The following is a 13,088-nucleotide window of genomic DNA, read 5'->3' as shown; positions in this document are numbered from 1 at the left end:
CAATATTCAAAACTCCTTACAACTTCTTCCCACCGTGCCGTTGTGGCCGTGTTGCGTTGTAAGCCATCTTTTCTTCTATGGCTTGTTCAAGATCAATTCCATAACGACCGCAAGCATCGAATACCCGAATAACTACGTCTGCCAATTCCGATGGTATGCCGCAAGGTTTCCAGTTATCATCGATTTGAATAGCCTCAGTTTTCAATTCTCCATTCACTTTCTTCTCATACCACATTGTTGTTGGAAGCTCGCCGTTACGATAATCCTCCAACGCTTCTGAAAGCTCCGAATGCATTAATGCGATCAATTCACCAAATGATCGATCTTCCATCCACCAGCCTTTAGTTATTGCATTTTCATGTGCTTCTTTGACAAATTGATTAATAGATTTCATGGATAAAATCCTCCTTATGATCTTCAATATTCAATATGTCCGTCATCCAAAAGACGGTTCTAAGACAATCTTTCCATCGGTATATTCGGTCATATAAAACTCGCAGCCATTCACCTCACAAGTAACAATATCCCGATATTCATCATCTGGATCATTGATCGCGGAACCCGTACTTGTTTCTTCTCCGCAGCACGGACATTTAACGTCCTTGATGCTATCAGCCAAGACTTTGATATAAGCTTCCAATATTTCTTTGTCACTTTTATCTGGCTTTCCCATTAGATCATGTCCCTCCATATTCAGCGAATGTTCATCGCTTCGATCTCCATAATTGCTTTAAAGATTGGGTAAATCTGCTGCGGCACTACGGCGTTTCCGAGCGCTTTAAGTCGGTCCACCCGATTGGGAATCCCATTAGCCACTCGACCCACATCGGGTTCAGTTGACCACTGTTCCCATCCCGAAGGAGTGCCCCAGGCACCGAGTCTCTGTCTATATGTGAAGGGGGCAGCGTGCTGTTCTTCGCGTCCTGCGCTGTTGGCGTCGGAAACATCCGAACTACATCGTTTAGATTGGGGCTCCAACCTTGTTCCCGTTTCCGCTGCGCTCTTGGTCCGCTCGGATCGTCGCCACTCCTGTAATCCCGCGCTTGAGGTGTTGGTAACATCTTCACTGCCGTTGCCAGTCCATCCCCAGCTTTCGCCGATGACCCCTTCCGATTGTAGTTCCCGTTCACCGTTGGAGTCGGCCACATCTGTTTTGCCTCCTGATATGACGGCCTGCGTGGATCGTTCCCTGAATATTTTGCCTGCTCCATGTCGGCCATCGTTGCCATGCTGTTGGTTGGAGTGGGCAACCACAAAAACTCTGTCTCTTCGGTGTGGAGCATTGACGGCTGCAGCTGGAATAATAAACGGCCGCGCGGTGTATCCTTCACCTTCCAGGTCAGTAAGCACGATGTCGAGGCCCAATGTGACATGTCCAGCAACATTTTCGCCAACAACCCAACGTGGTCGGAGCTCTTTAACCAAGCGGAAATATTCTGGCCAGAGGTGACGGTCATCTTCCGTGCCTTTTCGCTGCCCGGCATGACTAAAAGGCTGGCAAGGGTATCCCCCGTGAATAAGCTCAATTGACCCGATTCCATCAGTATCTAACCTCTCTTTCGATAAAGTTCGAACATCCTCATAAATAGGCACGCCCGGCCAGTGCTTTCGCAACACCTTACGCGGAAATTCTGCCCACTCGCAAAATGCCACCGTCTTGATGCCGGCCCACTCGCAGGCAAGATCAATTCCGCCGATGCCGCTGAATAAACTCAGTGCTCTCATAGGCACCTCCATGTCCCTCAATATTCATCTTGTCCGCCGCCACAAATGTATTGTAAAATAATTACAATACTAAATCGGAAAGCGGTGATTAAAGTTGTTAGATACCAATACGATTAACTATTTGTACAGACTATCGACTTACGATGGTGATCCTTATGACGATTACAAACAGTCGTTAATAAATGCTGGTATGACCGAAGCAGATGCGACACATGAAATGGCGTTGTACATGAATACGATTTGCGACCTTATGGACTAGCGGGACTTTGCCCGCTTTTCTTATGTCTTTCGATATTCAGCGAATGTTCGTAATCATTTACTTAAAATACCAATACCTTCGATGTACCCGTGAAGCTTGAATACATTACCCATGTTCATACCGCTTTCGGAAAAAACATCATTCGAGGAATTGTCAATATATCCCGATCTCCAAAAGTCGGTTTCAGATAATTTATAAGAACATGTCACATATCTGTGCTTCATTTAATGAGCCTCCCATGTATTTCCGTATTCAGCCTGCGTTCCTCTGCCGGAACCATGCCCGCGAAGCTTTAATCAGTTCATCGATACCTTTGTTTTCGATATTGATAAGCACAAGCTGCGGAAGCTCCTTAAATCCGCTTTTGGTTGGGGTAAAAAATTCCTCTTTGAATCCAAGGGTATCGATGTTGATTGGAACGTCATCTTCATTAGCTATCTTGGCCGCTTCTTCTTCGGTATAAAGACCTGCGGTCTGGAGAACGGCGGTATATCCTTGCCGATCTGATCCCCAAAACAGGTGAGCATTTCCACCGAAAAACATATCCTTATGACGAAGAGAGACAATAACGTATTTTTTCATGGAATCCTCCTTCATGTTCCTCAGTATTCAAGCTGTTCATGGCGTATAGCCAAGGAACTCCTCGTTTGAAAACCATTCTGCTTCGCCATAAGTGAAGACGAATTTTGCAATATCTATCTCTTTCCCATCCTTGGATACCACGGCTTTGATTTCATCCAAAGGAACGCCAATCTGCTGTAATTTCTCGATGTTCTCCGGCTTGTTCTCGATCATACAATAATGCAACACGCCGCCGTGGCAATCGTATTCGGTTAATCCAAATGAATTTAGAATATCCAATTTGCTATCCTTATCTAGTCGTTCTTCGCCCGTTGGTTCAAAAATCCATTCATTGAACCCGCAGTTCCCGCAATCATCCGCAGGCTTCTCTGCATTTAGCAATTCTTTGTTGATCGTACCTCCGCAGTTACCACAGAAGAATATTCCGATCTCATCATTAGATTTAGATTGATAGGCTGCGACTCCGTACCATAACTCGATTTCATAGAGCTGCACACCTTTATCTTTCAAAACTTGGAGAGCCTTTTTCACTTCTGGATCATTTAGCAAACTCACGATAAGTTCCTCCTTATGTCCTTGATTATTCAATCTTGCCCGTAACTCCATTACTCGATAATATTATTTCTCGCAGCATAGCCGCCTCTTAAATGAGCCTGTCTAAACACATAATCAAGTGCTCTTTCAAGCGCACCCTCTTTGTTAAATGATACATCCGATTCGTAACCATTAATCGCCATTTCCATTACAGCTTTCTTGAACTCCTCAATAGTTTGCTCTGACATTCTAACCATTCCATTTATCCTCCAAGTCCTTTAATATTCATGAATTTCCGTTACCAGTTCGTGCTATAAACGATGAATGGGAGCGAAACGCCTTTGCAATATGACTTGAAAAATTCTCCGAGAGTGGATTCTTCAAGTACGTTCCATCCAGGGTGCTTCTTAAACCACCAAAGGGACTCGCCGCCTTCTGCGGGCTCTTGAATGTAGACTGGCGTGTCATCTGACATCACTGCCATTGATATGATTTCCTCATCTGGAACTTCATTAACGAAATGATTACGTGCACTCTCTTCACTTTCCGCCCAAATAAAGTCCGTTGCGTTAATCACATGCATTTTCATTGAAAAACCTCCCATGTATTTGATTATTCAAGCTGTTCATGGCGTATAGCCAAGGAACTCCTCGTTTGAAAACCATTCTGCTTCGCCATAAGTGAAGACAAATTTTGCAATATCTATCTCTGTCCCATCATTGGATACCATGGATTTGATATCATCCAAAGGAACTCCAATCTGCTGTAATTTCTCAATATTCTCCGGCTTGTTCTCGACCATACAATAATGCAACACGCCGCCGTGGCAATCGTATTCGGTTAAGCCCAATGAGTTTAAAATGTTCAGCTTTGCGTCTTTATCGAAAGCTAAGTAACGTTCTGGATTAGACTTATTTCGTAAAACCATTACTGGAATCATATAATCCCTCCCTATAAATGGAAGCCGCCAACGGCCTCGTCTATAATATCCTGGTTAATCCCGATGTACCGCAGCGTGATCGACGGCGCGCTGTGATTGAATATTTGCTGCAGCAGCGCCACGTCTTTATACTTTCGGTAAAAATGATAGCCGAACGTCTTGCGCAGCGTATGCGTCCCGACCTCCGAGAGCCCGACTTCCGCCGCCGCTCGGTTAAGGATGCGATAAGCCTGCGTCCTTCCGATATTCTGCTTGGTGCGGTACGAAGGAAACAACGGCGCGTTGTCCGGCATGCCTTTGGTGTACTGGTTGATGATCTCGCGCAGCTCCGCGTTGATCGGGAAGCGGCGCATCTTGCCGGTCTTGCGTTCGCGGTGCGTCAGATGAGACTTATTCCGCACATCTTTGACATGTAGCCGGAGCAGATCACCGATCCGCAGCCCGACGTTGATGCCCATGACTAACAAAAACCAATCGCGATCGCTTTGTTGCCGGAGTACGCCTTTCATCTGCTCCAGCTTTTCCGTGTTTCTGATTGGCTGAACAAACTGCATGGCTCTCCACTCCTTTTAGGTATCCTGGGTCCAGCAACCTTTCATTCCACATTTCGGGCAAGGCTGAATCTGAATGAGTTCTTTTGCGTACTCCTTCTTCTCGCCGCAGCAGACTGTTACCCATTTCATTTCGCTTCACCTCGCAAGGGGAAAAATTATTCATTGAATTACTTAACCGTCTGTCTTAAAATTTTCCACGCATCTTCCTCGCTGTTAGCCCGGACACGGATCGTCACGCTATCGACAATCAAGCTTTCAAACTCGTAAAGACCGTTCCCGCCGATAACCAGGTACCATTTTTCTTTAAGCTTCATGCCGCCGCCTCCTGACGGACAAATTTATTCATTTTGTTGTATGGCTACTTGGTAACCAGGTAATCCTCGATTACAGTTTGATTCTGATCGGGAGCAGCTTGAACTTTTGGAGGATAAATCGAATGAATGAGCTTAGTAAATAAGTCCAGCGTTTTCCCGTTTCCAATAGCCTTAAGTATGATATTTTCTTCCTGGCGCTTCAGTGGACGGCCTGCCCACATGGAGAACGTTTCAAGGATATGCTGAATCTCTTGTTCCTTTTCTTCGTTATGGACGATATTTTGAATGCCCATTAAGCCCCACACCCCATTTGAAGAATAAGCATATTCAAATCAACCTTGCTCATTCCGTATTTTTTGGCGATTACAGAACGGGGAAGCTTATTCTTGTAGTCGTTTAAAACCATCCGCTGGAGTTCAGACAGACCATTTATTTCTAAAGTTCCAGTCAACTGCTTGGATTTGGTTACCCGAAGCCTGAAAGTTTCCTCATCAGGCAATACTTCATATTCCTTTTCATAAGTGAGATAGCAGCCTCTCTTGACTAACTCCACCATCCCAACAGTTCTTAAGTGGTTAATGATGGTTCCGACTTTACCTTTGCCTATCTTTGAAATCTCCAAAATTTCTTTATGCGGCTTACCTTGCTTTAATAATTCGAAAATGACTACCTCGCAGCTGCGAAGATAAATTGGCTCGCTCATTGTTCCAGCATCCTCCTTCCGTAAACCCCTCCGGGGCGGTCATTAATATAGCCAGTACGTTTCCGATCCATCACCAGCAAAACAACTTCATCCATGTCTCGATCAAATGCCCGAGAAATATCCTGAATGCTTAACCCCTCGATCCACATTCGGTCAAATTCTTTAACCTCTTTCTCGTCCCAAACAAAATCCAAATCTTCCAAGCAGACATATAATTTTTGCCGCTGATGCTTTAGAACGACCAGGCTATTTAGCATTCAGCATCCTCCCTACGCATTTGCTCGTATTCCCACTGAAGGTCTTCAACTATTAAATCGCAGATGTGTTCAGGCGATACGTCTAAATCGTAATCATTCATGCACTTTCTGGCCCCCTGTTCATTTTATTGCGGCGTCGATCTGTGCCGATCATTTCCACAAGAACAGCCTGTCCGAAGATTCGGCTGGAAACGGCGTTGCCCGTCCGTTCCATAGCGATTTCGATTCGATTGGGAGCATAGTTGCTATTGATGATGGTCACCTTACCCGGGCAATTCCGATGATCCAGCAGATGAAACATGATATCCTCTGCCCAATCCTTGTACTGGCTCTTAAACAGATCATCGATCAACAGGACCGGTACGTTATGATACCGCCATAAAACGTCTGCTTCGCTTTCTTTGGAGTCCTTTCGATATGTACTCTTGATCTCCCTGAAAAGCTGGTTCGTCCGTGATGTATATTGCCCGTTGCTTGAGCTTTGTCAGCTCGTTTCCGATGCAATGTGTGAGGTAGCTCTTACCCGTTCCATATGCGCTAAGCCCGCGCTGCTTAGCCCGATGTTCATCTCCGTAAATATAAAGCCACGTCCCTGACTTTAAATGTGCGTCGATGTTTTTCACAAAATTATGAGCCTGAATAAAGAACTGTCTGTTCTCGGTATCAATAACGGCGGTCGAAAATAACCTCTCCCGCTCGTTGGGCTTCATCCCTGCAGATGCGTTGCAACTCTCAAAGATTGTCTTTGAATAGCAATCGCACAGGGGCGGATAACCATTTTCATCAACCCGTAGTCTTTCGCGTTCCCGATAAATCACATTCCCGAGCTCGTCCCGATCACCTTCGTCAACCTTCACAACAATGATCTCGTTAATAGTTCCCGTATCCCGACACTTCGAGCATTTGTAGGGACTGTCTGTTAAGTTCATCGAGGTCGTCGTCTGAGACTTGTAACGCTCCGCTTTGACCCGAACCTCTTCCAAAAACTTTGCCACGTCCTTGGATGCCCCTGAGATTGCCTTCTTCAAGCTTGCCGCCTCCTTTTCCATCTGTCATTTCAATGCAGAGCTTTACATAATGCTTTCTCAGTGATTCAGGACTAAGAATATTCTTTCGCCAGAAAGCATCTTTCGTGGCCCAATCAATAACATTTTTGATTTCTTCCTTCTGTCGTCCGTCTAATTCGACAATCTTGCGAAAATCATCAGCCCATTTTTGCATATTGGAATTCTTGATCAAGTGGTCTACACTAAGGTTTTTAGCATATTCATTAATCTTAGAGTGAAGATAAACAGCCATACGATAGTAGCTACTGTCCTCGGCATATGTTTTTATTTGCCGAGAGGTAGTATCTTTGGGTTTTAATTCTTTACTTTTATTTACTTTACTTTCCTTTACTTTACTTTGTGCACTTTCTGCACTCGTTGCGTTGCTTTTATCTGGTTTAATGTATACATTTACCGTGTTACCGTCGGAATTAACTATTTTGATACTCACACTGCATTCCTTACTCATGGCCCCTGCGTCAATGAGAAGGTAATCATGTACGAGGGTTAGCTCCTTGCGCCGTTTGGCGGCCTCGACATACCTCTTTTGAAATCCCTTGGAGGTCAATATAGAATGTCTGTCGAATAGTTCCTGCTGGAAGAAACCCCATTTAATGCATTCATTAACAACATCTTTTATTGTGTTAATGTCAACAATAACCCGGCTTGCGAATACATACTGTTCCTTTTCTCCCCACGGATAGAAGTAACCGTTTTTATAAATCTCTCCCATCAGCTTGACGATAATCCCAAATCCCTGCATACCAAACTTGCCAATTGGGACAACGAGCTTATCGTCCTGGTCTATGTCTACATCCATCGGAAAATAGTCCAATCCTTCCTTTTGCGGTCTTGCCAATATTCATCCCCTCCTCCCCGAAGATCCGAATTGAAAAAATTAATGAGCTGCCTGTTTATCAAAACAAAAGAATAGTGCTTCCCGGATCCCGTACTTGCCTTTATATAATCTGGAATAATCAATTTCCCCTGTTGTCAAAATATTGGTCAAGTGTGCCCCGACCTCGATCAGTCTTGCCTCTGTATCGGGTTTGTCGAGGTAAATATGGGATTCGGCCAAATAGTTCAGGTCACTCGTCCTTCAAACGGATGCTGATCTGATTTACATGCCCTGAAAATTCAATGAACACATTAAAATCCGAGTTTTGATTTAATAAATACGCAATCCCCATGATCTGACCTAGTATCTTTTGTTTAGACATAGGTACTTACCTCCTTGTCAGCATGCTCATGAACAGGTATAATATCTCCAGGTACATTTTCTAAATGTGTTGCACTAAAGTCACTCTGGCCAGTGGCTTTTTTGCTTTGTAAGCAGTTATTTTCCCGAAGAATCCTATTTGTCATCGGTCGGATGCTTTCCTGGGCTCTAAACTCCTCAACCATCTGCCTTACTTCTTTACCTTTCAAGACTCCAGTTACATAGATAACCCTTGAACCGAATACCTCATCTTTCACCGCGCTTCACCTCCATTTCATGTTTCTGTGCTAAACGCTTACGATCTAGGCCGAATTCCTCCTCAAGAACTCCTTGCAGTACCACGGCCTTTTCGATTACATCCCTCATTTCTTGCCAAACTCTTTCAGCGCTTTCCCTGCGCTTTTCGGGGTCGATATGTTTTGCCACGACAAGCCCCTCCAATGCTGCTTCTGCTTCTCCTAGTTCCTTTAGAAGCACGTCTTTTAAAGCTGCCGGGTGTAAATCTAGATTTGGCACATCGTCTAAAATGTTAGAGATAAAGCCACCTGTTCTTTCATCAGCAATTGCCAGGGCTAGTTTCCAACTCAGCCCAGCTACAACAGAATCGTAAGAAGCAGCAAGCTCCCTTTCCCCATTTTCAATACGCGAAAGGACTGTGCGATCGATTGGTAATTTTTCAGACAGCGCCTTTTGGGATAAATTGTTCGATATTCGATATTCGTGAATCGCTTCTCCTAAGCTCAATGATGGCACTCCTTTCTGTCCATTGGAATTTAGCAGGATGGACAATTTGCGCACTTAAAGGCACACGAAATTGACAAAACTGCACATGTAATATATGGGAATGTGACATGATAACCGATTACAATAAGGTCAACCAACATTTCCCTTTTCGGCCCGCCAGCCACTTGGAGGCGGGTATTTCTTATCATTTTCACACCACTTGCTTGTAACCAGAACCGGCGTTTTCAGTAACCCACTCAGTGTGGTCTTCAAGCCATTTCATAAGAAGATGGGTCAGAATCTTGGGATGGCCCAGTTCTCGAATAACTGGGAAATCCCTGCGGTTCATTAACTCGGAAGCTTTGGTACTTTTAATGTCAAGAAACTTCATTAATTGCTCCCGATTCAACACTGGGGGCAGCGACCCTGCAAGCGAATGACGCTCAAGCGCCTGGTCAACTGCTTCGTTAATGGCCTTTCTCAATTGAGTCATGTCCATTTCGAATTTGATTAATGGAATACCGGAATTTGTTTCGCTCATTTACACGACCTCCCTTGTTGCGGCTTGCTCATCATTAAAATGTAATGTTTCATTGCCTTCATCCGCAAAAAAAAGAGTCCAGTCGAATTCCAGATATGTTGCTATTGCCTTAGCTACTTCAACGCTCGGATTACTTACGCCATTCTCGATCATTCCGTAATACTGACGTTTTATTCCCGAATTGCTTGCAACTTCTAAATGAGTTTTACTACGAGATGTTCTAATTTTATTAAGCCATAACCTTTTCAAGATCATCACCACCTATGCAATGTTTTATTGCCTATGTCATTAATAATAGGGCAATGTTTCATTGCTGTCAATAACATTATGCAATTGTTTATTGCCTTTTCTGTTCAGGCAACTTTTTATTGCTTATAATTAATGTAATACTAGGTATGTGGGGGATAATTATGTTTTCTGATCGACTTCGCGGTCTACGAATACAATCTAAAAAGACCCAAAAAGACCTCGCTGATTTTCTAGGGATAACAAGACAAGGCTATGGTAGTTATGAAAATGGAATAACTGAACCTGACAACAAAACGTTGAATGACCTTGCTGATTATTTTGATGTGGATACAGACTATTTATTGGGACGTAGTGATGTAAAGAAGAAAAATGGTATCAATAAAGAGACTGAGCCTGTATATCGTATGATCGCACGGGCCAAAGAACTTCCTCCTGAACAATTTGAACAGGCAAAAAAATTCATTGATTTCCTGTATGAGCAGGGAAATAAAAAAGATGAAGAGTAAATTATGAAAAAGATCCCCATCATTCCACGCAGGATGTTTGCAGTACAAGGTGCCCGTAAATTCATGAGAACCTTCGAGATTTCTGAACTTCCTGTTGATCCGTTTGTTTATTTTAAAAATAATAAATGGTTGTTGTTCAAGCTTTCCGAAGCAGAGCAACTCTATGGGCAGAAGGATCCGCTAGGTCTAAGGATAAAAAATGTAGATGCTGTAACCACTTGGAACGGAAAACAATACATGACGATCTACGATGATTCAAAGCATAAATCACCCGGTAGAGTCCGTTGGACACTGGCCCATGAAATCGGGCACATCTATTTGAACCATCTTAAAGATTTTGAGCTAACATCCATTAATCGCGGCGCCAGATTGACTCAATATCAATATCAGACTCTGGAGAAAGAAGCGGACTTTTTTGCAAAAGAGCTTCTATCCCCTTCATACATCGTGTCCAGGCTTGGCTTAGATGAATGGGAAGATATCGCATCCATATGTAAAATATCAAATCAAGCTGCTTTGAATCGTCTAAGGGAATTTGAAACTGTAAAGTATTCTCATAAGATTGATTCTGACGGATATAGGTTTTATGAACAACAGTTCAAAGGCTTCTTAAGAGAGGTTAATTTTTGCTCCAATATTCCTTTTCGTCTGCCACAGCATCTTGTCAGTCGAGATCAGATAGGTGTGAAATATTTGGACTACAAATTTATGAATATATCCATGGATTCGAAGGGCCGATTTAAAATGTGCCCGCGGTGCGCACACTCTCAGTTCTCAGCACATGCCTCATATTGCAAAATGTGTGGTCTTTTTTTATACAACGACTGTCAAAAACAGGTTAAGATTGAAAACAGCGTAAATTGTGGTGAGATAAACCCATCTGATGCAAGGTACTGTGAGCACTGCGGATCGGAAACCTACTTATCAAAAATGGGTTTGTTGAAAACATGGCTTGATATCGAGAAAGAACGCCGGCGTGATGAAATTCATCCCGGCATGCGGATTGGAACAGCGAGGTATTGAATAGCAAATCCCGCAACCGATGTGGAAATATTGAGGCGCGATATTGGAAATGAATTTTTTTAAATGGGTCTGGGGTCAGATCATCCGAACAAATGATAAAAGCGATCAAGAGATGTCAAGAGTAGAAGATCAGTCGTCAGAATATAAAGAGTTTGAAATTAATGTAGCTGGAGTCACTCATAAAAATAATGATGGTTCATCAAGAAAGAAGATTGCCTCTAGTTGTCACTACGGGCAAAAATTAATTCTTGTTCGTGAATTGGACAACCCATATGATAAGAATGCCGTTAAAATAATGACGGAATCAAATAAACAATTAGGGTATGTAGACGCTTGGAACGCAAAAGATTTTCAAGCGATACTTAAGGGAACCTCAAGAACATACAGTCATATCGAGTGTGCGTTTATAGAATCAGGTATGTTCAAACCGGAAGATGAAGATAAATTACTTCCTTACTGCACTGTTTCCATTAAGAAGTATTACAAAAATAATTAGTTAATAACAGCTCTATTATCCCATCCCCTTGTAGGGGCTTTTATTTTGGCTTTGTGTGGAACATATGATCCCATATAGAAAGGGTTTATCAATTATGCCTTACTTTTATAAAGTCGATGCGAAGAATAAACAAGGCTATAAGTGGGTATGTGTCGCTGACGGCCCGCCAGATCCGGTAACCGGTAAGCGTAATCAGATTTCGCGGCGAGCTGACAAGAAGAAAGATGCTGAGAATCGAGTCAACAAAGCAATTGAGGATTTGCTCGACGCTGGGGCAGAACATCCCAAAGCCTTGAGGAATATGACTTTCGAAAAAGCTGCCTGGGAATGGCTAGAAACCTATTCAAAAGGCCGAAGGAAAGGAAGCACAATAAGGGTTCGAGAAAAAGAAATTAAAATACTCCTGCGTTATGTAGCCGCTGTTAATATTGATAAGGTCACACATAAGATGTACCAAAGAATATTGAATGATTTGGACGATAAGAATTACGCCAAAACAAGCATTGAAGGCGTTCATGTGACCGCCGGCATGATCTTCAAATATGCAATACATCATAAGATGCGAAAAGACAACCCGTGTGAAGGGGCTGTTATACCTGTCAAGAAATTAACTGTTGAGGAAATCGAGAATAATACGATCGAGGAAAAATATCTGGAGAAATCAGAACTGACCGAATTTCTTTCGGTTGTTCGTGAATATGGCATGCCGGATGATTTTGAGATATTTTACTTACTTGCCTTCTCAGGAATGAGGTCAGGCGAGCTGTGCGCGCTTAAAGAGACAGACTTTAATTTTGAAACAAATGAAATGAGAATTACCAAGACACTATACAATCCAGATAACAACATGAGGAAATATGAATTAACGCCGCCAAAAACAGAAGGATCCATACGCACCATTGAGCTTGATGAGAGCATAATGGATTTGATAAAGGCTCATATAAAAAAAGAAGCTAAGAAAAGGATGTCAACGAGACATCTATTCGAAGATTATCATGATAAGCAATTTGTCTTTCGCCATGAGAACGGATATCCCATTATCCCAAAGAACATTAATATCAGGATGCAGAGATTACTCAAGAAAACATCCATCAAAAAAGCAGCTACCCCGCACATCTTCCGTCATTCTCATATTAGCATGCTGACCGAAGCAGAAGTAGATATTAATGCGATCATGAAGAGAGTCGGCCACGATGACATGAAAACCACAATGCAAATCTACACCCACGTGACTGAAAAGATGAGAAAGTCTGTCACTCAAAAGATAAAAAATCACTTCGGCAGCATCCTCAATATGTGATTTTTGCAATGAATGTGATTTTTCCGTGATTTTAAATAAAACAGGGCCCCTCACGAGGCCCTGTAAATACTGGTATTTCAAGGTTTTTGGTTGGGCGATTACATCATGCCGCCCATT

25 protein-coding genes are annotated in these 13,088 nt (G+C 43.0%); 4 read left to right on the top strand and 21 right to left on the bottom strand.

All coding sequences use genetic code 11. The features are described 5' to 3' along the window. Positions 1–16 precede the first annotated feature (16 nt). The 21 genes from ACHHV8_RS36565 to ACHHV8_RS36465 all read right to left on the bottom strand — a co-directional run bounded on the left by ACHHV8_RS36565 (position 17) and on the right by ACHHV8_RS36465 (position 9,646). Positions 17–394, bottom strand: coding sequence for a nucleoside triphosphate pyrophosphohydrolase family protein (locus ACHHV8_RS36565; RefSeq protein WP_395164333.1), 378 nt, complete (start codon positions 392–394; stop codon positions 17–19). Between the two features lie 42 nt (positions 395–436). After that, positions 437–673, bottom strand: coding sequence for a hypothetical protein (locus ACHHV8_RS36560; protein WP_395163823.1), 237 nt, complete (start codon positions 671–673; stop codon positions 437–439). A gap of 20 nt (positions 674–693) precedes the next feature. Next, positions 694–1,725, bottom strand: a complete 1,032-nt coding sequence (locus ACHHV8_RS36555) for a DNA cytosine methyltransferase (protein ID WP_395163824.1) — start codon at positions 1,723–1,725, stop codon at positions 694–696. 511 nt (positions 1,726–2,236) lie between these two features. Further along, complete coding sequence (locus ACHHV8_RS36550) at positions 2,237–2,566, bottom strand: hypothetical protein (RefSeq protein WP_395163825.1); 330 nt, start codon at positions 2,564–2,566, stop codon at positions 2,237–2,239. 36 nt (positions 2,567–2,602) lie between these two features. Next, positions 2,603–3,121 carry a hypothetical protein gene (locus ACHHV8_RS36545; RefSeq protein ID WP_395163826.1) on the bottom strand — a complete coding sequence of 173 codons (519 nt, stop codon included), beginning with the start codon at positions 3,119–3,121 and terminating at the stop codon, positions 2,603–2,605. A gap of 50 nt (positions 3,122–3,171) precedes the next feature. Next, positions 3,172–3,357, bottom strand: coding sequence for a hypothetical protein (locus tag ACHHV8_RS36540; RefSeq protein WP_395163827.1), 186 nt, complete (start codon positions 3,355–3,357; stop codon positions 3,172–3,174). Between the two features lie 41 nt (positions 3,358–3,398). Beyond that, on the bottom strand, positions 3,399–3,689 hold the full coding sequence (locus tag ACHHV8_RS36535; protein WP_395163828.1) for a hypothetical protein: 291 nt from the start codon (positions 3,687–3,689) through the stop codon (positions 3,399–3,401). A gap of 36 nt (positions 3,690–3,725) precedes the next feature. Beyond that, entirely contained in the window at positions 3,726–4,040 is a 315-nt protein-coding gene (locus tag ACHHV8_RS36530; protein WP_395163829.1) for a hypothetical protein, read from the bottom strand. Between the two features lie 11 nt (positions 4,041–4,051). Beyond that, positions 4,052–4,594, bottom strand: coding sequence for a site-specific integrase (locus ACHHV8_RS36525; RefSeq protein ID WP_395163830.1), 543 nt, complete (start codon positions 4,592–4,594; stop codon positions 4,052–4,054). Between the two features lie 167 nt (positions 4,595–4,761). Further along, positions 4,762–4,908: a hypothetical protein gene (locus tag ACHHV8_RS36520; protein WP_395164332.1), complete on the bottom strand. Its 147-nt coding sequence runs from the start codon at positions 4,906–4,908 to the stop codon at positions 4,762–4,764. Between the two features lie 44 nt (positions 4,909–4,952). Next, complete coding sequence (locus ACHHV8_RS36515; protein WP_395164331.1) at positions 4,953–5,201, bottom strand: hypothetical protein; 249 nt, start codon at positions 5,199–5,201, stop codon at positions 4,953–4,955. After that, positions 5,201–5,611 carry a hypothetical protein gene (locus tag ACHHV8_RS36510; protein ID WP_395163712.1) on the bottom strand — a complete coding sequence of 137 codons (411 nt, stop codon included), beginning with the start codon at positions 5,609–5,611 and terminating at the stop codon, positions 5,201–5,203. The genes ACHHV8_RS36515 and ACHHV8_RS36510 overlap by 1 nt, the downstream gene beginning before the upstream one ends. After that, entirely contained in the window at positions 5,608–5,868 is a 261-nt protein-coding gene (locus tag ACHHV8_RS36505) for a helix-turn-helix domain-containing protein (RefSeq protein ID WP_395163713.1), read from the bottom strand. Before ACHHV8_RS36505 ends, ACHHV8_RS36510 begins: the two co-directional genes overlap by 4 nt. A gap of 97 nt (positions 5,869–5,965) precedes the next feature. Next, on the bottom strand, positions 5,966–6,169 hold the full coding sequence (locus ACHHV8_RS36500; protein ID WP_395164325.1) for a P-loop NTPase family protein: 204 nt from the start codon (positions 6,167–6,169) through the stop codon (positions 5,966–5,968). Positions 6,170–6,233: 64 nt separating this feature from the next. Then, positions 6,234–6,725 carry a P-loop NTPase family protein gene (locus ACHHV8_RS36495; protein WP_395164330.1) on the bottom strand — a complete coding sequence of 164 codons (492 nt, stop codon included), beginning with the start codon at positions 6,723–6,725 and terminating at the stop codon, positions 6,234–6,236. Positions 6,726–6,738: 13 nt separating this feature from the next. Then, a complete protein-coding gene (locus tag ACHHV8_RS36490; RefSeq protein WP_395163715.1) occupies positions 6,739–7,773 on the bottom strand; it encodes a DUF4373 domain-containing protein in 1,035 nt (344 codons plus the stop codon). 229 nt (positions 7,774–8,002) lie between these two features. Beyond that, positions 8,003–8,134, bottom strand: coding sequence for a hypothetical protein (locus ACHHV8_RS36485; RefSeq protein ID WP_395164329.1), 132 nt, complete (start codon positions 8,132–8,134; stop codon positions 8,003–8,005). Further along, positions 8,127–8,390, bottom strand: a complete 264-nt coding sequence (locus tag ACHHV8_RS36480; protein WP_395163717.1) for a hypothetical protein — start codon at positions 8,388–8,390, stop codon at positions 8,127–8,129. Before ACHHV8_RS36480 ends, ACHHV8_RS36485 begins: the two co-directional genes overlap by 8 nt. Then, a complete protein-coding gene (locus ACHHV8_RS36475; RefSeq protein WP_395164328.1) occupies positions 8,380–8,886 on the bottom strand; it encodes a helix-turn-helix transcriptional regulator in 507 nt (168 codons plus the stop codon). Before ACHHV8_RS36475 ends, ACHHV8_RS36480 begins: the two co-directional genes overlap by 11 nt. Positions 8,887–9,067: 181 nt before the next feature. Continuing rightward, positions 9,068–9,397 (bottom strand): DNA-binding protein, encoded by a 330-nt coding sequence (locus ACHHV8_RS36470; protein ID WP_395163719.1) that lies wholly within the window; start codon positions 9,395–9,397, stop codon positions 9,068–9,070. Next, positions 9,398–9,646 (bottom strand): helix-turn-helix transcriptional regulator, encoded by a 249-nt coding sequence (locus ACHHV8_RS36465; RefSeq protein WP_395164327.1) that lies wholly within the window; start codon positions 9,644–9,646, stop codon positions 9,398–9,400. Between the two features lie 161 nt (positions 9,647–9,807). Here ACHHV8_RS36465 and ACHHV8_RS36460 point away from each other — a divergent pair, with 161 nt between their 5' ends. The 4 genes from ACHHV8_RS36460 to ACHHV8_RS36445 all read left to right on the top strand — a co-directional run bounded on the left by ACHHV8_RS36460 (position 9,808) and on the right by ACHHV8_RS36445 (position 12,971). Further along, positions 9,808–10,152, top strand: coding sequence for a helix-turn-helix domain-containing protein (locus ACHHV8_RS36460; RefSeq protein WP_395163721.1), 345 nt, complete (start codon positions 9,808–9,810; stop codon positions 10,150–10,152). A gap of 3 nt (positions 10,153–10,155) precedes the next feature. Continuing rightward, the gene (locus ACHHV8_RS36455) at positions 10,156–11,175 is read left to right on the top strand and encodes an ImmA/IrrE family metallo-endopeptidase (protein ID WP_395163722.1); all 1,020 of its coding nucleotides are present in this window, start codon (positions 10,156–10,158) and stop codon (positions 11,173–11,175) included. Positions 11,176–11,224: 49 nt separating this feature from the next. Next, positions 11,225–11,671, top strand: coding sequence for an HIRAN domain-containing protein (locus ACHHV8_RS36450; RefSeq protein WP_395163723.1), 447 nt, complete (start codon positions 11,225–11,227; stop codon positions 11,669–11,671). Positions 11,672–11,765: 94 nt separating this feature from the next. Then, positions 11,766–12,971, top strand: a complete 1,206-nt coding sequence (locus ACHHV8_RS36445) for a tyrosine-type recombinase/integrase (RefSeq protein WP_395163724.1) — start codon at positions 11,766–11,768, stop codon at positions 12,969–12,971. The last annotated feature ends 117 nt before the right edge of the window (positions 12,972–13,088 follow it).

The sequence above is a fragment of the Paenibacillus sp. TAB_01 genome (assembly GCF_043945595.1).
Classification (GTDB): Bacteria; Bacillota; Bacilli; order Paenibacillales; family NBRC-103111; genus Paenibacillus_S.
Note: the sequence above shows the minus strand (reverse complement) of the source record. Positions and strands in the feature narration are given on the sequence as shown.